The sequence below is a fragment of the Candidatus Sororendozoicomonas aggregata genome (assembly GCF_031528575.1).
Taxonomy (GTDB): domain Bacteria; phylum Pseudomonadota; class Gammaproteobacteria; order Pseudomonadales; family Endozoicomonadaceae; genus Endonucleibacter; species Endonucleibacter aggregata.
Genome location: NZ_JAVLSP010000045.1, coordinates 1 through 19259, shown reverse-complemented (window position 1 = coordinate 19259; position 19259 = coordinate 1). Strand labels below are relative to the sequence as shown.

Sequence of the window (19259 nt, the reverse complement as noted above, 5' to 3'; positions counted from 1 at the left end):
CCATGCTCGACGTCATTATTCGCCATGCCGGACTGGCTTATGGCATGCACACCCTGTTTTCTAACCTTGATTTAACCCTCAAAGGCGGACAGTGGACTTGCTTGCTAGGTGGCAGCGGCGTTGGCAAAACCAGTTTATTGCGTTTTATTGCCGGGTTGCATTCGGGCAAAGGCATCCACAGGGAAGGAAGTGTAACCTGTCAGGACGGCCAGCCCCTGAAAGGACGCATTGCCTGGATGGCGCAACAGGACACATTACTCCCCTGGCTTTCTGTCCTCAACAATATCACCTTGGGCGACAAACTCCGTGCGCCGTTTTTTCGCCAAAAAAAATCAGCGCCAGAGGTCAAAGAACGGGCACTGGATATCCTGCAAAAAGTGGGACTAGAAAAAAAAGCCGATGTGCTTCCCCACTGCTTATCGGGTGGCCAGCGTCAGCGGGTTGCTTTGGCGCGGACTCTGATGGAAAACCGCCCTGTGGTATTAATGGATGAACCCTTTGGCTCACTGGATGCTGTTACCCGCCTTAACCTGCAAGACCTTGCCTGCGAACTGCTGGCAAACAAAACTGTCCTGCTGATTACCCACGATCCCCTTGAAGCACTGCGCCTGGGCCATCAGGTGTACCACCTTCGCGGTCACCCGGCAACATTAACAGATGCTATAGAACCCGAAGGCCCCCCTCCCCGCTCACTGGAAGATAGCCGTTTACTCTTATTGCAAGGGCGCTTACTGGATCGCCTGCGCCATGAAGAGCTGGAAGGAAGCCCATGAGGAACAGTCTTAAGCCATTCACTGTTTTTGCTGGCCTGCTGACTCTCTGGCAGTTGCTAACACTTTCTATTGATATACCGTCATATATTCTGCCAGGACCCGATCGTGTCGTGGTCAGTCTGATCAATAACGCTGATTTACTCTGGGAGAATACGCTCATTACCCTCAGTGAAATGTTAATGGGCTTAGTGCTGGGAGTTATTGCCGGGATAATCCTTGCCATAACCCTGGTCTATTTTACCGGACTTCGCCCCTGGTTATTACCTGTTCTTTTAATCACTCAGGCCATTCCGACATTTGCTATGGCGCCCATTCTGATGTTGTGGTTTGGTTATGGGCTGACCTCAAAAGTCGTTATGACGATGCTGATGATTTTTTTCCCTGTGGCAACCTGCTGCTATGACGGATTGCGCCACACCCATCAAGACTGGCTGGATATGGCAAGTACCATGGGGAGCAGCAAGCTGACGGCAATGCGTTATATTCGCTGGCCCTCAGCACTTCCTGCCCTCGCGTCAGGGCTCCGTGTAGCAGTAGTAGTAGCGCCGATCGGTGCCGTTATCGGTGAGTGGGTGGGTTCTAGTGAGGGCCTTGGCTACGTCATGCTGCAAGCCAATGCACGTTTATTAACCGATCAGATGTTTGCTGCGCTGTCAGTATTGGCCTTCTGTTCTGTCGGGCTTTATGCCATCACTGACCGACTACTGCGCTGGTTAATTCCCTGGCAACAGGAAACCAGCCACTCACATTAAGTTCTGAGATTAAAACGACAATGATTAAGCAACTGTCACGTTTTATCGTTTTATTACTGCTGATACCTTCTACGGTATTTGCCAAAAATGATATTCCACAAGATAGCCCACAAAAAGCTGTGGCAAAAAAACCAGCCACCAAAGATATTACTGTGATGCTGGACTGGTTCATCAACCCCAATCATGGCCCCATTATTATTGCCCAGGAAAAGGGGTTCTTTGAGCAAAGCGGTGTAAACGTCACTGTTCAGGAACCCGCTGACCCAAGCCTCCCGCCTAAATTGGTCGCGGCAGGTGAGCTTGATCTGGGAGTGTACTATGGTCCATCGCTCATGGAGGGTGCCAGCAATGGCTTACCCATTGCCTGGGTTGGCACGCTTATCGCCAGCGGGCTGGATGGTATTATTGTACTCGACAAGAGCAATATAACCTCCGTCGCTGACCTGAAAGGTAAAACTATCGGAATGAGTTCTGCTGGCAACCAGTTTCCCAAGCTTGATAGATCCTTTGCGCCGTACGGATTCAGCGCCAAAGATGTCAAGCTGGTTAATGTGGGCTGGAACCTGTCATCTTCACTGATGACCGGGCGAGTAGACGCCATTACCGGTGCCTATCGGAATTTTGAACTCAATGAAATCGCCCTTCACAATGCTAAAGGGCGAATGTTCTATTTTGAAGAACTCGGTGTCCCTCCTTATGATGAGTTAATTTTTATCGCCAATACCGATCCGAAAAAGAGAGACGATGAGGCCATTCGCCGCTTTTTAAACGGTATAGAATTAGGTACACAGTTTATTACTAACCACCCGGAAGAAGCTTGGGAAATTTTTAAAAACTCAAACAAAAAGCAGCTCGACAATTCACTGAATAAACACGCGTGGTTAGACACCGTCGCCTACCTGGCCAAGCGCCCGGCCGCGATGGATGTTGGACGCTATCAGAAGTATGCAGACTTTCTGCTGGCGAACCGTATGATCGAAAAACCGTTGGATGTCCGTGAGTTGATGCTTCAACTGTAACCACGCAAAAAAGCAGGCTATCAGCTTGAGACAGCCTGCTTTCTTTAAAAGCTGTTCACAGCTGTGTTAAAACATTTTTAAAATAGCTTTTAATTTCTAACGCTGCCTTTTTATCTAAATTAAAGTTACGGTCACCAGGTGCCCATACATATAAATGAATGATATGAACAACCCCTTCTTTTGGCATAACAGCAAAATCGTCACTCTGCATGGCAGCATCATAATTTTCGGGAACCATAGCCATAACCGGGGGACAAGCTGCGGTATCATCTTGACTTTGCTTTCTGATATGTGTAACAAAAGTAGCAATTTTACGGTGCCCTTGTTTAAAATCATCTAACATTTGCCAATAATGATCATTTGTAACATTTTGATAAGCCAAGTCTTTCCGGGATAAGGTTATGCCCTTATCGCAACCGACTTCATCAATGTCAGATATTAGTTCAAAAGATTGATGAAAACTAAGATCTTTATCAGGATCTGGCTGCACAAGGAATGAGCCTGGACTTTGCTCACACATATTCTTTCCCAACATAGAATGTATATCAATGGCAACATTCTCTTTCAGGGCTGCCTCTGATTCACTGCTACCAATTTTGCCAGACACTTCTATTTGAGGATGTAATTCATAATGCGGGCTTAAATATTCATCAACGTATGCAATCGTTTCAAGAAAAGTAATAACAGCAAGCATATCATGTGAGAAAATATTTTCTTCACCCACACTTTTAATTTTATCTTTAATCCACTTGGGAATTTCTCCCAAATGCATTTCCCTTTTTGTAAGATAAAGTAAAGGGATTCCTTTATCCGGTTTTAATAGTACAGAAAACCTATGATTTTCATCCAAATCACACCCCAGAGTATAATTTACAGGCGGTTCTATTTCTTCACTGTCTTGAACAGGTATTTCCTCGATTCCCGGCTGTTTACCAACACTGTCAGTGAATGCTGAACCGGTCAAAGTAGGATAAAAGCCAGTATCAGGGCCATGGGAAGAATAGGGAGAGGGAGAGGTAAAGAAAGGGGGATAGACAGTATGACCCGAAGACATTTCTTTGACTTTAGGGGGTATAGGAGGCTGGGCGTAGTTTACAGGCGGCATTCTTGCTTCTTGCATTATCTTTCCTCCCACCCAGCCGCTTCCCTCTGAACAATCCCTGTTAAGGGTTTCAAACCCTATGTCTCTGGTGGGGCCATTGGGAGAATAGGGAGGAGGGGCATTAATAGGGGAACCACCTGAAGTGCTAAGGAAATTCATTTCAGGCGGATAGGCAAAAGCCCCCGCTTCAGTTCTGCCACTGTGGTGAGTTGAAGGTTCTGGTGACAGGGGGGATCTTCTTTTACCTCTTCCAGATACTCTCATTGAACCAAAATCTCTCAACTGAACCTCTTCATCTTCATCACCACCTGTTTTATAAAATGTATAGGCATTTCTTAATCCTCGTGACACACACCAATAATCATCTTTTTTGCTGACATCATAAAGTGTCGTGGCGTATTCAAAAGCCTTTTCCGTGTCCCCAGCTTCCACCCTGTCATTAATGATATAAAGGCATTTAAGAATAAATTCGACCAGGCTTTTAATAGCATTATCTTTCCTGGAAAATTGCAAAATACTTTTCCTTTTCAAGTACACTCTTATGTCCTCACTAAACGACGAAGTTGATATATTGTCAATAACTTTTTTAGAAAAACCATTTTTATCAACTGCCTCGATAAATTTTTTTCCATCTATTTCATTTGCTGTTTTTAAGCCTTGTTCAACCGATTCTGCATATTTAACGCTAGTGTGAGACCATTTCGACATTTCAATAATACTATTTATTGAAATATTATCTACTTCCCTATTCCCTGGAAACATAGGATGAGCTTCAGAGATCCAACAGGTTAGAGAAAAAAAGACAACAAATAAAAGCCATTGCCTGCTGCCACTGACAGCCCTTCTTCGCGCACGATAGCAAAACATACATTAACACCTCAGGCTTTTGTTTACACGACACAATGTTATAAGGCTTGACGTTTCAAAGTAATTATCAGTTCCAGACCCCAGGTTTTCATAACCCAATAAATAGCGATCATTGAAACAACCAAGCATGTTCAGTGTAAACAGATCAAGCGCCTTATTCCTTACAAAATACTTACTTGCAACAGTAGCTGCTGTTACCCTGCTTTTCTATTGTTCTTCACATTTATTTAGAAGATACCTTTGCTTATTCAGCCTTGTCATATCAAGTCCGTGTCTATAGTTTCAGTTTCTGTAGACAATAGCGACTCCCGTTATCAAGAGCCGCAAGCCTGTAAAAAAATGAAGAGTTCAACCGACAGATAAGTTTGAGTCTGTTGACAGACGAAATAGACTTTGAAGTATTTTACCGGAAAAAGTATGCCTTATAAATAGTAGCTATTTTGACCACAGATTGTGAGCATTAATATAATATTATCGTCTATTAATTAATGCTTGTACCTTCTTCTATAACCCTTGGTGTAATAAACACCATCAGCTCACTTTTATCATCTCTGCTGGTTTTTTTCCGAAACAAATGCCCAAGATACGGAATATCACCTAACAAAGGCACCTTATCCACGTTGTTTTTTTGCGTTTGTTTGAATACACCACCAAGTACGACTGTTTCACCATCATTAACCAGCACTTGCGTGGTTATTTCGTTTTTATCAATAATGGGCACGCCATTCGATGCTGTTTCTGTAGAGTCATCATTGGTGACTTTAATATCGAGTATTACCCGTCCTTCAGGAGTAATTTGTGGCGTTACCTCCAGTGACAATACTGCATCCTGAAATGACACCGTTGCAGCACCGCTTGATGAAGCCTCCGTATAAGGAATCTGTTTACCGGCTTTGATTAATGCTTTTTGTTTATCTGCCGTAATGACTTTTGGTTGCGAAACCACTTCACCACCACCGTCACTGATTAAGGCCGATAACTCCAGGTTCAACAGAGTGCCGTTAGTCACAAAGCCAATGCCCAGAGCTGCTGCCGTATTGCCCGCCACACTCAAATCAGTAAACACCTGACTGCCATCAAATGTAGGCACCGTTTTACTCAAATCAAAGCCATCGGATGTCAGTATGGGGTCCTCTGTATCGACAAACTCAAAACCTGTTCCACGCCCCCCGACAACTGTTCTGCTATTATCGCTCTGACGCCCTTTACCGCCACTCCACTTCACCCCAAGTTCCCTGGTGTAGTTTGAGCTCAGCGTCACAATCCTTGCCTCAATCAATACCTGCCGGACAGGTATATCCATCTGTTCAACCAGTGAACGGATCTCGTCCAGCTTTTCCTGAGTATCTTTTATCAACAAACTGTTAGTTCTTTCAACAACCTGAATGGAACCCTGCTCTGTCAGTAATCCCTTACCCCCATCATCACCGCCACCACCGATCACCTTCGACAGCTCTTTAGCATCGGCATAGTTGATGGTAAGCAGGTCAGTATAAACAGGAGCCAGCTCTCTAATTTGCTTTTCGTTTTCCAGTTGTTCTTTTTCCCTGGCAGCAATTTCCGCTGCCGGTGCTACTGTCATGACATTACCGGCCATGCGCTTATCAAGGCCTTTGGCTTTCAAAACAATATCAAGGGCGTGATCCCAGGGGACATTTTTCAGGCGAAGGGTAACATTGCCAGTGACCGTATCGGATGCCACCAGGTTCATATTATTTATATCGGCTATCAATTGCAGGATAGTTCTTACTTCAATGTTCTGAAAGTTAAAAGAAACCTTGTCTCCCCGGTACGCTATTCCCTTGCGGCTTTTGACATAGCCCTCACCGGCCTCTGATTTTACACTGATGGTCAGTTTGTTATCCGTTTGATAGGCTAGATAATCGTAGCCCCCTTTAGGCTCAATAGTGATGACTGCATTGCCTTCTTTTATCTTGGTATCAATGAACTTTACCGGTGTACCAAAATCAGTCACATCCAGTCGATTACGCAACTTTTCAGGAATGGCCTCTCCCTTGAACTCCAGCAGTATGCGTCCACTGACTTCATTAATTGCCACAGGAACACCAGCATCTGATAAGGTGATAATGACATTACCGGCCTCATCATCACCTCGCTTGAAATCAATATCCCGTACTTTGAGCCCCTCACTCTGGGCAGCCATGGCCAGCTGGGCAGTGTAATTTGGAGAACCGTAGGGGCTAGGTGATTTGAGCGTGGTTCTTGCTTTCTCGCCCACTGCCCCCCCAATAGTGATTAACATCATACTGCCGTCTTTACGGGTCACAAACCCTTTGGGTTCTTTCTGGCTGACCACCAGCCGGGTACGGTTGCCAGTCTCCAGGATAGTTACACTTTGAGCGGCATCAAAGCCCAGCTCATTATATTTAGGCAAGGTGTTACCGGTACCGGGTAAATCGATGGATAACCTTGGGGGCTGTTCAATATTGTATCCTTTAGCAGCAGGGGCAGGGCCATCAAACGTCAATCTCAGTTGCACAGAACCGTCGGGGGCTGTCACTGCGTTCATATCAATCAGCTTACCAGCGAACACCTGAAATGGCTGACAAAAGAGCAACACCAAAAACAACAGGAATGCTCGTTTTTTACACGTTAATAGCAGTATGAAGGTATTGATACGGGGTTTACTGTCCATGCAAAGGCACCCATAAATTCAGTGTTTGTCTGGGGTTGGCTATCGGCTGGTGGGCAAAAAAATTCAGATTTTGCGGTCATATCCACGACTTGCTTATGGATAAGCGCCCCCATGTATCGGCTTAAACCACTTAAGCAACCACTCAACAGCTACTCTTTTTGATGGTACCGGTTTAGTGGTTTATTTGTGGGAAATGGCAGACCCATTGAGTCGTTGTGAAAGCCAATCTTCCTCTGAACCACAACAAGAGCTGATAGCAGACTTTTAATGACGACAGAGAACAGTCCTTTCGACACTGCTACTGATCGTCGCCAGATGTCATCAAGGGTATGCGCCGATGACGCTCGACCCATGCGTCAGGTCCCACCGGCATCAGCTCAGTAAGCTTTATCTCTTCATCTCCGATGGCGGTAATGCGCCCATGGTTACGCCCCAAATAATCCCCCACCTGAACACGATAAATGATTGTGCCACTGCGAATCAGCCCCCAGTGCCCTGCGGTATTGGCTATATGACCTACCATGGTAAATGTTGCAATATCAAACTGTTCCAGATGCCCTTTCACACGAAAAAGGTCAGGCTTTATGGAGGTATCAAACCGCTCTTTTTCAATGGATTGCCGCGGTGGCTCAAAGGGGCTTCTCAAAGAAGATGCGCTGTAGGTAAAAAATGGAAAAGAAGCATACTCTGGAACAGGTTCCACTTTACCGGGCGCGCGCGCTTTAACCTCTGCCATAAATTGCTCTATATCCTGCATATCATGACCGACAGAGCAACCTGTCATCAGTGGCAGTACACACCAAAAAGCACGACGAATGCCTGCCATCATTCAGCCTCCTTATCTTTATAACGATAAGTTTTCGCTAAAATATCCATGGTTAGCTGGTTCGTGCTGCTATCAGACTTTATTGTTAAATCATGCAATGTCACAATCCTTGATAAAGCCGATACGCCACTGACAAAATTACCAAAATCATGGTATGAGCCTTTTACCAGGACACTAATTGGCAGCTCCACATAAAATTCATTAATTTTTTCAGGCAACAGCTTAATATGCTCTACTTGCAACCCGGACCCTCTCGCTGTATAGGTAATATCATCCAATAAGCCCGGTACTTCAGTATCACCTGGCAACTGAAGCACCAGCTTCTGAAAATGCTTCTCCATATCAATAATCTGCGTCTGATAGACCTCCAGATTTGCGGCCTGGTAAGCCTTTATTCGATACTGCTCCTTCAACGAATTTTCTGAATTTTGAATATGCTTGCGACTGTCTTGTAATCCTGTCAGGTGGATCTGATAACCCAAAAAAATAATAATAATGAAACTTAAAGCACAACTGACTGTTTTTAGTAAAGGTGGCCAGTCACCAATATTTTCAAAGTCAATATTATTAAAATCTATGTCATTCAACTTCTTAATGGACTCTATCATATTCATTGAATACGCCCCTCTTCGTCCGGGGTCGTCTGGGTGAAGCTCAAATCAAACTCATTCAGTTGCTCACCTTGCTCATCAACTTTTCTGACTGCGGTTAAATTAGGATCAGCAAACCAGGGGGAAGCATCTAATTGTCGCATGAGAACCGCCACACGGTTATTCGATTCAGCCACTCCAACCAGACTAAACTCCTTGCCTTCTGCTTGCAGGGTTCTGAAATAAATTCCTTCAGGTACAATGCGTGCTAACTGATCAAAAACCTGGACAATAACAGGCCTGTTTCCTTCCAGCCCTTTAATCACAGCCATTCTGTCAAGAATCATAACCTTTTTATTCTTAATCTCTTTTATTTCAACAATCCGCTGATCAAGCTGTTGTAATTCACGTTCAATATACTGGTTTCTGGCTTCCTGATAACGAATGCTGTCACTGATCACCCTGTCAATACTGAAAATAATCAGGGCTGCACAAGCAACAGAAGCACCCCATATAGCTACGAACGTCTTCTTTCGTCGCTCTCGTAACTCTTCTCGCCAGGGGAGTAAATTAATTCTAGCCATCAGTCAAAACTCCTCATGGCCAGACCACAGGCAATCATCAGGGCCGGGGCATCCTGATCCAGTTGCTTTTTATTCACCTTGCGCGCAATTTTCATCGTTGATAACGGGTTAACCACTGTTGTTTTAATTTGCAGCTGCTCCTCAAGGGTCTCGGCCAATCCCTTGATAGAGGAACCGCCTCCTGCAAGCAACAAGGCGCCAATGTCACTGTATTGGCTGGAAGAATAAAAAAACTGCAATGAACGTGAAATTTGCTGAACAGCCGATTCGACGAAGGGAACTAAAACCTGTGACTCATAATCTTCAGGTAGCTGACCACTTTTTTTAGCACTTTCCGCCTCCTGCATTTCCATATCGTAGTGATGCTGAATTTCATCAGTCAGCTGCTGCCCGCCAAAAGGTTGCTCCCGTGAATAAATGATATGCCCTTTGTCAATGACGTAAAATGAGGTGGTTAATGCCCCCATATCGATTATAGCGACCACAGGTTCCTTGCCATCGCTCTGCAACGGCTCTTCAATCAACCCATAGGCTCTTTCCATGACAAAGGATTCAACATCCACAACCTGAGCTTCCAGCCCGGCAATGGCCAACGCTTCTTCACAAGCTTCTATATTTTCCCGGCGACAGGCGGCCAGTAATACATCCGCAAGCTCAGGGTTTTTAGGATTTAAAGACTGGACTTCAAAATCAATGGCAACTTCATCGAGGGGGTAAGGTATATATTGATCGGCTTCTACCGTAATCTGAGATTCCATTTCGTTGTCACTAAGGGATGCATTCATCTCAATCATTTTGGTAATGACAGCAGCCCCTGAAACAGCAATAGCCGCTTTTTTTAATCCCGAACGTGAGCGTTTCAGCGCTTTCTCTATCGCCCCCCCGACAATCTCAGGCTCCTGAACCTTGCTCTCCACTACAGCTCCTTCTGGTAAAGGTTCAAAACCGTAGGCTTCCAGGCAATAGGTTCCCTGGCTGGTTTCGCTCAATTCAAGCAACTTGACCGCAGCCGAACTGATATCAATGCCTAGCATGGACTTATTTTTACCGGTAAATAACTCAAACACTCCTCAGTCCCTTATTCTGCCTGCGAATAAAATGGTGTGATTTTCTTGTTATAACTATGACATGACCGTATAACAGGCATATCACCTTAGTGGACTATCGACTTTCTGTGATTTTTATTAAGCGCCAGAGTAACCTGATTGGCTGCTGGGCATCCCTCACTGTGTGTCTTCAGGGGTATAGCTCACGGGAATCCATCAAGAAGCTGTTCACAATCTTTTATCCGCTGCAACCGCCAATAAAAACAGGCTGTTTTGCGCTTTTCACAAAAAATCATGCACAGCTTCAAGGAACTATTGCTTGAAGGTGTTCTGATGGTGACTGCAGAAAGCTCTGTACTGCCTGGTTTGATGGTGGGTAATACCCTGCCCTGAGACTGAGCGGATAATCTGGTGAACGAAAAGCTCTTTTGAATAGCTCTTTTGAATAGCTCTTTTGAACAGCTCTTTTGAACAGCTCTTTGATAGTCTGAAGGACAGAACAACAGATCACTGTCTAGCTACGATAACGGGTCTTAGTTGAGGCGGATGTGACAGATTATATTTTGTTCTATAACAACCACCGGCTACTGTCGTATCTGGATTACATAAGTCCAGCCATTGGCTTTTGGGCAACAGCCACTAAAAAGTCTCTTTATCCAGAGTCCTTTTTAGTTGATCAACAACCCCCTGTCATCGTTCGCTGGCTGGTTTATCACGGACTTTTAAAACTACTGTCAGCTAAGACGGCTTCTTTGGTTTAACGTATAACACCAGCCGATGATCCACCAGCTCATAACCGGCCTCTTCAACAATTTTATGTTGCATCTGTTCAATTTCGGGACTGTAAAATTCTATGATTGTGCCTGTTTCCCGGCACACAATATGATCATGATGGTCACCACGCGCACGTTCGTAGACAGCATGTCCGTCATCAAAATTATGGCGCACCACCAGTCCTGCATCTTCAAACTGGGTTAACACCCGATAAACCGTTGCCAAACCGACATCATCTTCCGCATCCAGCAAAGCCTTGTAAACATCCTCCGCGCTCATATGGTGCCCGTCAGCACTTTCGAGAATTTGTAGAATCTTTACTCGTGGCAGGGTGACTTTCAGGCCCGCTTTTCTCAACTCTTGATTTTCCAACACGTTTCCCTAACCTTTAGCAGAAGAACCCTGCTATTATCTCATTTTAATCAGAATAAGCACCTGATCCTTTATACTCTGGGGTGGCTGTGATTACACCACCTGAGTTGTTAGCCAGAAGCAACTGACATGCAGGTGCTTCATTCATTTTTGAGCAAACAAGATAGTGGAAGTCTGAAAGCGATGCAAAAACCTTTGGTCTACACCGCCACCATTTTCACAGTTACACTGCTCGCTGGTTGTGCCAGTTCCACCGACGGTGGTTCTAAGCTGGTTAGTTTCCCGGGCGCCTATAAAATTGATATCCAGCAGGGTAATGTGATTACCCAGGAGATGGTAAACCAACTCCGTCCGGGGATGACTCGCAGCCAAGTGCAGTATGTAATGGGTACCCCTCTGCTGGACGACATTTTCAACCAGGATCGTTGGGATTATGTCTACAGCCTACAACCTGGTAATGAGCCACGTACCCAGAAAACCGTGAGTATTTTCTTTGATGACAACCGACTATCCTCCATTCAAGGCGATCTGCGGCCAAAATCCACAGAAAAGACCACGCCTTAAAGTGCCATCTGCTTTTTCTGCCTGGCCTTTTCCGCTCGCCGCTTTCTGACCTCCCTGGGGTCAGCAATCAGGGGCCGGTATATTTCTACCCGGTCACCTTTCTTTACCGTTTGCTCTTTGGGCTTTGAAACCACCTTACCAAAGATACCTACTTTAGCCGATTCAAGCACAATTTCTGAAAAACACTCAACAATACCTGAACGTTGCGCCGCCTCAAATACTGTTGTGCCTTCTCTTACCTGCACAGTCAGAATTTTTTGCCGCGATGGGGTAGCAAAGGCTACCTCAATGGACAAAAGCTGATCGTCGGGGTTATCCATAGACTTTCTCCGCACGCCCCGAAAAGGCGTCTACCATAGTGTTCATCACTTGACCAAACATAGGACCCAGAGTGGCTTTTAGCAATGAGTTGGAAACTTCAAAATCCATTTCCAAAGAAACCTTACAACCTTCAGGCCCCAGTGGCTTAAAATGCCAAGTGCCTGAAAGATAGGAAAAGGGACCATCAAGTAGCTCCATATGGATAGATTTACCATAATTAAGCTGGTTGGTCGTGGAGAACTCCTGTCGAATACCTCCTTTGGCTACCATCAGTGCCGCATCAACTTGAGCGCCATCTTCCCTCAGAATTCGTGCGCTCTCACACCAGGGAAGGAACTGCGGATAAGACTCCACGTCGTTCACTAAATCATACATGGCTTGCGCAGGAAACATTACCAGCGCAGAACGGGCAATCTTGGGCATGGAATTGGGACGCATTATTACCAAAGAGGGACGATAGCATAACAGAGCTGAGTAAGCTGCGGCTAGGAGCCTCTCAATGCTGAAGTGATGTTATGTGGAGTAATGACAACAAACCACTTTTTATGGAGTAATGACAACAAACCACTTTTTATGTGGTTTTCTTATGCGGTTTTCTTTGACTCATATTGTTCCGGGCTACTATACCCCAACACACTGTCTGCGCCGGTGCTGTCTAATGTTGTACCAGCTTTAGGGTACATAGAAATAGATATTGGTAAGAGTCAGAAGTCACCTTCACTTTCTTCGGGTTGGTCTGTTTTTCACTGCCATTGCGTGAAAATACCCACAGGCTACAGATCAAAGCCTGTGGATATAAGCAGAAACTCTCAGAAAGTTATGCGGATTGGTTGTCCTGCTTTCTCTGCTTTCTCAACAGGCGAGAAAAGAGAATACCGCTTTCAAACAGTAACCACATAGGGACAGCAAGTAGTGACTGTGAGATAATATCCGGTGGTGTCAGTAACATACCAATCACAAAACAGCCAACCACTACATAAGGGCGTTTTTTCGACAAGCTTTCCACTGAGGAAATGCCTGACCATACCAGTAAGATCGTTGCCACCGGAATTTCAAAAGCCACCCCGAAAGCAAAGAACAGCTTCAGAATGAAATCAAGATACTTGTTAATATCTGTCATCACAGTAACAGACTGCGGCCCTACCGAGGTAAAGAACGAAAACATCACAGGAAAGACGACAAAGTACGCAAAACAAACACCGAGATAAAACAAAAAAATACTGGCTACCAGCAAAGGAATACCAAGGCGCTTTTCATGCCGGTAGAGTCCAGGGGCGATAAATCCCCAAATTTGGTGAAGAATAAAAGGAATTGCAATAAACAACGACAACACGATAGTTAGCTTAAAAGGCGCAAGAAACGGTGAAGCTACTTCGGTTGCAATCATGGTACTGCCTGCAGGCAGTGTGGCACGCAGTGGCTCAGAGATATACTGGTAAATGTCGTTGGAAAAATAAAATAATCCCGCAAACACCACGAGTACGGCTACCATACACCGTAGCAGGCGTGTCCTTAGCTCCAGCATGTGCTGAACCAAGGGTTGCTCCTGACCTTTTGGTAAGGTTTCCTTTATCTCAGACATGATGGTTACAGTGCACCTCTTTCTGCGCGGTGTTAATCCGATGGCCGTTTTTGCTCTTGCTCATTTTTTTCCAGCGTGGGTTTTTCGGGTAGGTCAGTGGACTCGTTTCTCGGAGGGAGGGGAGGCAAATCAACGGTTTTCTTCAAGTCGCGGGCTTCTTTCTGTATACATTCGCTTGTTTGTTTCAACTCTTTCATAACGGCTTCATTGTGAACCTGGCGTCTAATTTCATCAACGCCCGTTTCACGCTCAAGCTCGCTTTTCAGGGACTGAAAGTTGCGCCGGATTTTTGCTACCCAGTATGCCGTAACCTTTATTGCATGGGGCAAACGTTCGGGACCTAACACAACTAGGCCGATGGCTGCGACGAGCAACAGCTCCGTAAAACCTATATCCAACAAAATATGTTTCTCACCTCGTTATACGTGAGATTTCTCTTTAGTGGACGGTGCACGTGTAGATGTCAAAGGTTTAGCCGGAGTATCAGATTCATTACTTTCTTCAGAACCCAGGGCTTTCTTAAAGCCTTTAAGTGCACCGCCCAAGTCTGTACCAAGTGAACGCAGCCGCTTGGTGCCAAAAAGCATGACCACTATCAACAAAATAATTAACAATTGCCAGATACTAATACCACCAATACCCATCATTTATCTCCTCTTTATAGTATAAAAAACAACCAGGCTATCAGCGTTTATCGCTATACTACGCTGACTGTATATTATCTTTCAAATATTTTTAGAGGGTTAGTCTAAATTAACAACCATGACCAACCATCCGTTATAGCCGAAATAATACCTCGGTTAATCACCTGTTTGTTGGGTGCTATGGATCTGGTGTTATGTAATCGCCATAATCCATGCTCTTTAAGCAGGATCTCCACGCCCCATTGATGCTGCCTTCAGATCGCTTTTATCTGAACCCACGTTGGTTCAATCAAGGGGCAGAGGGATAAACCTGAATTCAGCGCCACAGCAGCGTTGTCAAAATGCCATAAAACAATCTGTCATCGAGAACAGCGGCAGTGCTCAGATCAGCGGTGTCAGTGAAATGGAAAAATTGTCAGGCATCAAAAAATCACAGCGTTCTCTCACTGGCTCCGCATCTGTGACTGAAATTGTATATTTCTCCAATAGCCGCCCCATGGACAACGTGATTTCTGGCAATGCCAGCGACAGGTCCGGGCTGGCACCGAGGCCAATGGCAAAGGGCATCACCTGGCTGTCTGTACACTTGTCTTTTTCCAGCCAGCGATTTTCCAGCCAGCGATAAGGGTTAAATACTTCTGGTTCCGGAAAATGACCTTCATCAGGACTCATAGCATTACTGAGCATCACCAGTCTGGTACTTTTGGGTACAAACAAATCACCCACAGCGCAGTCTTGTAATGCTTCAGCAAAGATAAATGGCGGGGCAGGTTTTAATTGCATGGATTCATAAATACTGGCTGTGAGCAAAGGAGTCTGGGGTAAAGGCCATTGCTGGAGTGAGGCGTCAGGCAATCCCAGTAGCTCTTCCTGAACAGCTGATTGAATATCAGGGTGTAGCGCCAATAAATAAGCGAGCCATGATAATAAACTCGATGTGGTATCCTCACCGGCCACCAGAATAGCTGCCGCATTGGAAATGACGCTGCTGTCAGAAAAGGCGTCACTATTTTCTTCCTGAGCCACCACCAGAGCCTGAAGCAGATTTTCAGGCTTTTTCCTCAATGTGGGCTGGTCGAAAACCTGTTTTTTAACCTCGGTAATACGTTGCTCGAGAAAGACGTGAACCGTGTTAAGCGCCTGCTCCAGCTTTTTGTCTTTGCTTGTTTTATACCAGTGCCAATAAGGAAAAGCGGAGGTGACTCTGGTATTGAGCCCCGGAAATAGCGCGGCCAAATGCCCGCGGAGCACGTCATTATTACCACTGAGCGTATTGGTGTCATAACCAAACACCAGATTGGAAAGCATATCCACCGTGTATTGCGTAAACAGCCATCTGCCGTCAACAGGATTACCGCTTTGGGCAATATGCCCGGCTTTATTCAACAGTTGCCTTGTCACCCGGCTCATAGAAGGGAAAAAAGCGCGCAGATGTTCACCACTGAAGGCAGGATTAAACAGCATCCGCTGTTGTTGTCCCTCAGCACTGAGAAGGCTATTGATCCCCAGTTCCTGAAATACCGACTGCATGGTGCTACGACGACGAAAGGCTCCGGGATGCTGCCTGAGCACTTCCTGGATCAATGTTCCCCGACCAATGACCACCAACGCTTCATGCATCACGCGGATTTTATAAAGGCCACGGTACTGTTTAGACCACTCAAGCAACTGGCGGCGCATATCGCTCTGGCGCAGAGTTTTCAAGTGCCCAAGTGGAAAGCGCGCAGGGGGCGCTGGCAGGTCATCAATGTGATGGATGCTCATGACAATAGCCTGTTGTGTTTACACTGTTATTAGCCTGTTATTATTCACTCGCTTCTTATCCTGTTATTATTCATTAGCCTCGTGCAATTTGCGAATCTCTCATTTATCGGACGTTAGAAGACGGCTTCTCAGAAGCAGTCTTAAAAGTCTGCCCGTAGCGAGGACTGCGAGAAATGGCGGATAAAAAGTCGGTTTCGTGAGGAGAATAGCGGGACTATTTGACGAACAAAAGCGACTTTTTAGACCCATTTATCGTAGCCGCAGTAGGAGCATGACTTTTAAGACGGCTTCTCAGCATATTGAAAGGACGTATCAAGTGCCTGACACCTTTTCACCCACTGATTATCAGCATATGTCCAGGGCCATTCAACTGGCACGCCACGGCAAGTGGACAGCATTACCGAACCCGTTGGTTGGTTGCGTGATAGTCAAAGAGGGGAAGGTTGTCGGGGAAGGTTGGCATGAGAAAGCGGGGGAAGCTCATGCCGAAATCCACGCGCTTCATCAGGCTGGCCCTGATGCGAAAAATGCGACCGTTTATGTCACCCTGGAGCCATGCAGTCACTTTGGGCGAACACCACCTTGTGCCAATGCCCTGGTTAACGCCGGCGTTTCTCGTGTCATTGCCGCTATGTGTGACCCCAACCCTGTGGTTCTTGGTCGTGGCTTTGGCCGGCTTCGTCATCAGGGCATTGGCGTGGCCCATGGGCTGTTAGAAAAGGAAGCCCGGGCACTGAACCGTGGTTTTATCAAACGCATGGAAACCGGGCGACCTTTTGTCCGCGCCAAGCTGGCTATGAGCCTGGACGGTCGCACGGCAATGGCCAGTGGTGAGTCCCAGTGGATCACCGGGCCTGATGCCCGCTCCCAGGGACAGCAGCTGCGGGCTGCCAGTTGTGCCATTGTTACCGGGGTCAGCTCTGTTCTTGCCGATGATTCCGCGTTAACCCTCAGGGAGAGGGAGCTTGGCCTGCCTAATGCGGCGGCTATTGTTACCCGACAACCCCTGAGGGTGGTGCTGGACTCACTGTTGCGAACACCGCCTTCCGCAAAGGTTGTCACCGGACCAGGCCAGTGCCTGATTGTTACCACTGAGCAAGCCAGCGCCAAGAAAAGAGCGCGCCTGGAAACCGCGGGTGCCGAGATCTGGGTACAAAAGACATTGTCACAAGGCCGGGTAGACCTCAGTGCCGTCATGGATGAACTTGGCCGCCGTGGGTGCAATGAGGTATTAGTCGAAGCAGGAGCGACTTTAGCTGGCGCGATGCTTTCAGAGCGGCTGCTGGACGAAGTGACGGTATTTATGGCGCCGGTATTAATGGGTTCAAGGGCTCGCCCGCTCTTTCAGCTACCTTTTGATACCATGGCACAAAAACAGCCATTACGTATTACCGAGATCCGACCTGTGGGAAAGGACTGGCGTATTATCGCAGTGCCCGTTAAAGAAGGGGGCGTAAAAAATCTCACTGATAACTATTCTGTTACATAGCGCAAACCATTACACTAAGCCACTTTAACGAGAATGGAAGGTGTCTGGCTATGTCAGCCATCTGGTCAGGCCATCAGAGCCGGGGGTGATATGCAGCTGAACGACATTGAATCGGTCATCGAAGATATTCGATTGGGTAAACCCGTCATATTGATGGATGATGAAGACCGTGAAAACGAAGGTGACTTGATTGTCGCTGCCGAAAAAATCACGCCAGAAATGGTGAATTTCATGGTGCGCGAGGCCCGTGGCCTGCTATGCCTGACGCTCTCTGGGGAGCGTTGTGACTTTTTGAATCTGCCCCCCATGGTAACCGCCGATGATAACAAGTCCGGCTTTGGTACCCCGTTTACGGTCTCCATTGAAGCTGCCCGGGGCGTTACCACGGGTATTTCAGCCCAGGATCGCGCAAAGACCATTCAGGTGGCTGTGGCTGATGAAACTCAAGCTGACGATATTGTTCAGCCAGGGCATATCTTCCCGTTGCGGGCACAGCCTGGTGGAGTCCTAAGCCGGGCCGGGCATACGGAGGCAGGTTGTGATCTTACCCGCCTGGCCGGATTGAAGCCTGCCGCTGCTATCATTGAGATTATGAACGAGGACGGCACCATGTCACGCCGCCCTCAACTGGAAGACTTTGCAGAAAAGCACAACCTGAAGATAGCGACCATCGCAGACCTGATTCACTATCGCATGGTGAATGAGACCACTGTCGAGCATCATAGCCGTCAAACCCTCGATACCGAGTTTGGTCAATTTGATATGACCGTCTACAACGATACAATTACCGGTGGTAAGCACCTGGCATTAAGTAAGGGGTATATTACGCCTGATACCCCGGTAATGGTCCGGGTGCATATCATGGAGCCTTTCCGTGACCTGCTCAATGCCAAACCCAAACATGGCCTGACCAGCTGGTCGCTACACAGCGCTATGAAGGCCGTTGCTGAAGAAGGCGTCGGCGTGGTGGTATTGCTGGAGCCCAGTAGCCATAACTTTGGCTTAGCACTGGAACATTTTCTGCACCAGAAAGAACGAAGCCCGGACGGCGCATCACGCACCTACTACACCATTGGTACCGGGGCACAGATTCTGAAGGACATTGGGGTAGGAAAAATGCGGGTACTGAGCCAGCCCATGCGTTTTGCCGCTTTGTCCGGCTTTGGGCTTGAAGTAGTGGAGTGCGTTAGCTCTGTGTCTTCTGGTTGCTAAACACCGTTAGGCAGGTTCAAAAAGGCACTGCGGTGCCTTTTTTATTGAACCTGAATTCAGACTGACTATTTTTATCATTTTTTTAGAAGCAGTCTTAAAGGTCTACCCGTAGCGAGGACTCCGAGAAATGGCGGATAAAAAGTCGCTTTTGTGAGGAGAATAGCGGGACTATTTGACGAACAAAAGCGACTTTTTAGACCCATTTATCGTAGCCGCAGTAGGAGCATGACTTTTAAGACGGCTTCTTAGCCCGGATATTTCATAAACTGCCCTGAGAATTGCGCGGAACCTTGCGGCTCTAAGGGATTTTGCGAAGGAGCGC

General features: G+C 46.6%; 20 protein-coding genes. 7 read left to right on the top strand and 13 right to left on the bottom strand.

Annotated elements, in window-relative coordinates; all coding sequences use genetic code 11:
* Positions 1-2: 2 nt before the first annotated feature.
* The 3 genes from V4C51_RS10055 to V4C51_RS10045 are packed head-to-tail and all read left to right on the top strand — an operon-like array spanning position 3 to position 2544.
* Positions 3-773 (top strand): ABC transporter ATP-binding protein, encoded by a 771-nt coding sequence (locus V4C51_RS10055; protein WP_330926026.1) that lies wholly within the window; start codon positions 3-5, stop codon positions 771-773.
* Positions 770-1525, top strand: a complete 756-nt coding sequence (locus V4C51_RS10050) for an ABC transporter permease (RefSeq protein ID WP_330926025.1) — start codon at positions 770-772, stop codon at positions 1523-1525. Before V4C51_RS10055 ends, V4C51_RS10050 begins: the two co-directional genes overlap by 4 nt.
* A gap of 20 nt (positions 1526-1545) precedes the next feature.
* On the top strand, positions 1546-2544 hold the full coding sequence (locus V4C51_RS10045) for an ABC transporter substrate-binding protein (protein ID WP_330926024.1): 999 nt from the start codon (positions 1546-1548) through the stop codon (positions 2542-2544).
* A gap of 55 nt (positions 2545-2599) precedes the next feature.
* Here V4C51_RS10045 and V4C51_RS10040 read toward each other — a convergent pair whose 3' ends face one another.
* From V4C51_RS10040 to V4C51_RS10015, 6 genes are all read right to left on the bottom strand, one after another.
* Positions 2600-4513, bottom strand: coding sequence for a hypothetical protein (locus V4C51_RS10040; RefSeq protein ID WP_330926023.1), 1914 nt, complete (start codon positions 4511-4513; stop codon positions 2600-2602).
* Between the two features lie 481 nt (positions 4514-4994).
* Entirely contained in the window at positions 4995-7169 is a 2175-nt protein-coding gene (locus tag V4C51_RS10035; protein ID WP_330926022.1) for a type IV pilus secretin PilQ, read from the bottom strand.
* Between the two features lie 298 nt (positions 7170-7467).
* Positions 7468-7998: a pilus assembly protein PilP gene (locus V4C51_RS10030; protein WP_330926021.1), complete on the bottom strand. Its 531-nt coding sequence runs from the start codon at positions 7996-7998 to the stop codon at positions 7468-7470.
* Positions 7995-8609, bottom strand: coding sequence for a type IV pilus inner membrane component PilO (locus V4C51_RS10025; protein WP_330926020.1), 615 nt, complete (start codon positions 8607-8609; stop codon positions 7995-7997). The genes V4C51_RS10030 and V4C51_RS10025 overlap by 4 nt, the downstream gene beginning before the upstream one ends.
* The gene (locus V4C51_RS10020; protein ID WP_330926019.1) at positions 8606-9169 is read right to left on the bottom strand and encodes a PilN domain-containing protein; all 564 of its coding nucleotides are present in this window, start codon (positions 9167-9169) and stop codon (positions 8606-8608) included. Before V4C51_RS10020 ends, V4C51_RS10025 begins: the two co-directional genes overlap by 4 nt.
* Positions 9169-10236, bottom strand: coding sequence for a pilus assembly protein PilM (locus V4C51_RS10015; protein ID WP_338001552.1), 1068 nt, complete (start codon positions 10234-10236; stop codon positions 9169-9171). The genes V4C51_RS10020 and V4C51_RS10015 overlap by 1 nt, the downstream gene beginning before the upstream one ends.
* Before the next feature lie 527 nt (positions 10237-10763).
* Here V4C51_RS10015 and V4C51_RS10010 point away from each other — a divergent pair.
* Positions 10764-10976 (top strand): hypothetical protein, encoded by a 213-nt coding sequence (locus tag V4C51_RS10010; RefSeq protein ID WP_330926018.1) that lies wholly within the window; start codon positions 10764-10766, stop codon positions 10974-10976.
* On the opposite strand, the gene fur is transcribed toward V4C51_RS10010, so the two are convergent.
* Entirely contained in the window at positions 10954-11364 is a 411-nt protein-coding gene (gene fur / locus V4C51_RS10005) for a ferric iron uptake transcriptional regulator (protein ID WP_330926017.1), read from the bottom strand. The genes V4C51_RS10010 and fur overlap by 23 nt on opposite strands.
* A gap of 180 nt (positions 11365-11544) precedes the next feature.
* Here fur and V4C51_RS10000 point away from each other — a divergent pair, with 180 nt between their 5' ends.
* Entirely contained in the window at positions 11545-11925 is a 381-nt protein-coding gene (locus V4C51_RS10000) for an outer membrane protein assembly factor BamE (protein ID WP_330926016.1), read from the top strand.
* On the opposite strand, the gene V4C51_RS09995 is transcribed toward V4C51_RS10000, so the two are convergent.
* The 6 genes from V4C51_RS09995 to V4C51_RS09970 all read right to left on the bottom strand — a co-directional run bounded on the left by V4C51_RS09995 (position 11922) and on the right by V4C51_RS09970 (position 16236).
* The gene (locus tag V4C51_RS09995) at positions 11922-12245 is read right to left on the bottom strand and encodes an RnfH family protein (RefSeq protein WP_330926015.1); all 324 of its coding nucleotides are present in this window, start codon (positions 12243-12245) and stop codon (positions 11922-11924) included. The two genes, V4C51_RS10000 and V4C51_RS09995, sit on opposite strands and share 4 nt — an antisense overlap.
* Positions 12238-12669 carry a type II toxin-antitoxin system RatA family toxin gene (locus V4C51_RS09990; RefSeq protein ID WP_330926014.1) on the bottom strand — a complete coding sequence of 144 codons (432 nt, stop codon included), beginning with the start codon at positions 12667-12669 and terminating at the stop codon, positions 12238-12240. The genes V4C51_RS09995 and V4C51_RS09990 overlap by 8 nt, the downstream gene beginning before the upstream one ends.
* Positions 12670-13063: 394 nt before the next feature.
* Positions 13064-13828 carry a twin-arginine translocase subunit TatC gene (gene tatC / locus V4C51_RS09985; protein ID WP_330926013.1) on the bottom strand — a complete coding sequence of 255 codons (765 nt, stop codon included), beginning with the start codon at positions 13826-13828 and terminating at the stop codon, positions 13064-13066.
* Between the two features lie 32 nt (positions 13829-13860).
* On the bottom strand, positions 13861-14229 hold the full coding sequence (tatB, locus tag V4C51_RS09980) for a Sec-independent protein translocase protein TatB (protein WP_330926012.1): 369 nt from the start codon (positions 14227-14229) through the stop codon (positions 13861-13863).
* Positions 14230-14247: 18 nt separating this feature from the next.
* Entirely contained in the window at positions 14248-14472 is a 225-nt protein-coding gene (gene tatA, locus V4C51_RS09975; RefSeq protein WP_330926036.1) for a twin-arginine translocase TatA/TatE family subunit, read from the bottom strand.
* 381 nt (positions 14473-14853) lie between these two features.
* Positions 14854-16236, bottom strand: a complete 1383-nt coding sequence (locus tag V4C51_RS09970) for a cytochrome P450 (RefSeq protein ID WP_330926011.1) — start codon at positions 16234-16236, stop codon at positions 14854-14856.
* Between the two features lie 271 nt (positions 16237-16507).
* Between V4C51_RS09970 and ribD the strand changes: the two genes are divergently transcribed.
* Together ribD and ribBA are read left to right on the top strand one after the other, a co-directional pair.
* Positions 16508-17725, top strand: coding sequence for a bifunctional diaminohydroxyphosphoribosylaminopyrimidine deaminase/5-amino-6-(5-phosphoribosylamino)uracil reductase RibD (ribD, locus tag V4C51_RS09965; RefSeq protein ID WP_330926010.1), 1218 nt, complete (start codon positions 16508-16510; stop codon positions 17723-17725).
* Positions 17726-17815: 90 nt separating this feature from the next.
* Positions 17816-18937 carry a bifunctional 3,4-dihydroxy-2-butanone-4-phosphate synthase/GTP cyclohydrolase II gene (ribBA, locus tag V4C51_RS09960; RefSeq protein WP_330926009.1) on the top strand — a complete coding sequence of 374 codons (1122 nt, stop codon included), beginning with the start codon at positions 17816-17818 and terminating at the stop codon, positions 18935-18937.
* Positions 18938-19259 lie beyond the last annotated feature (322 nt).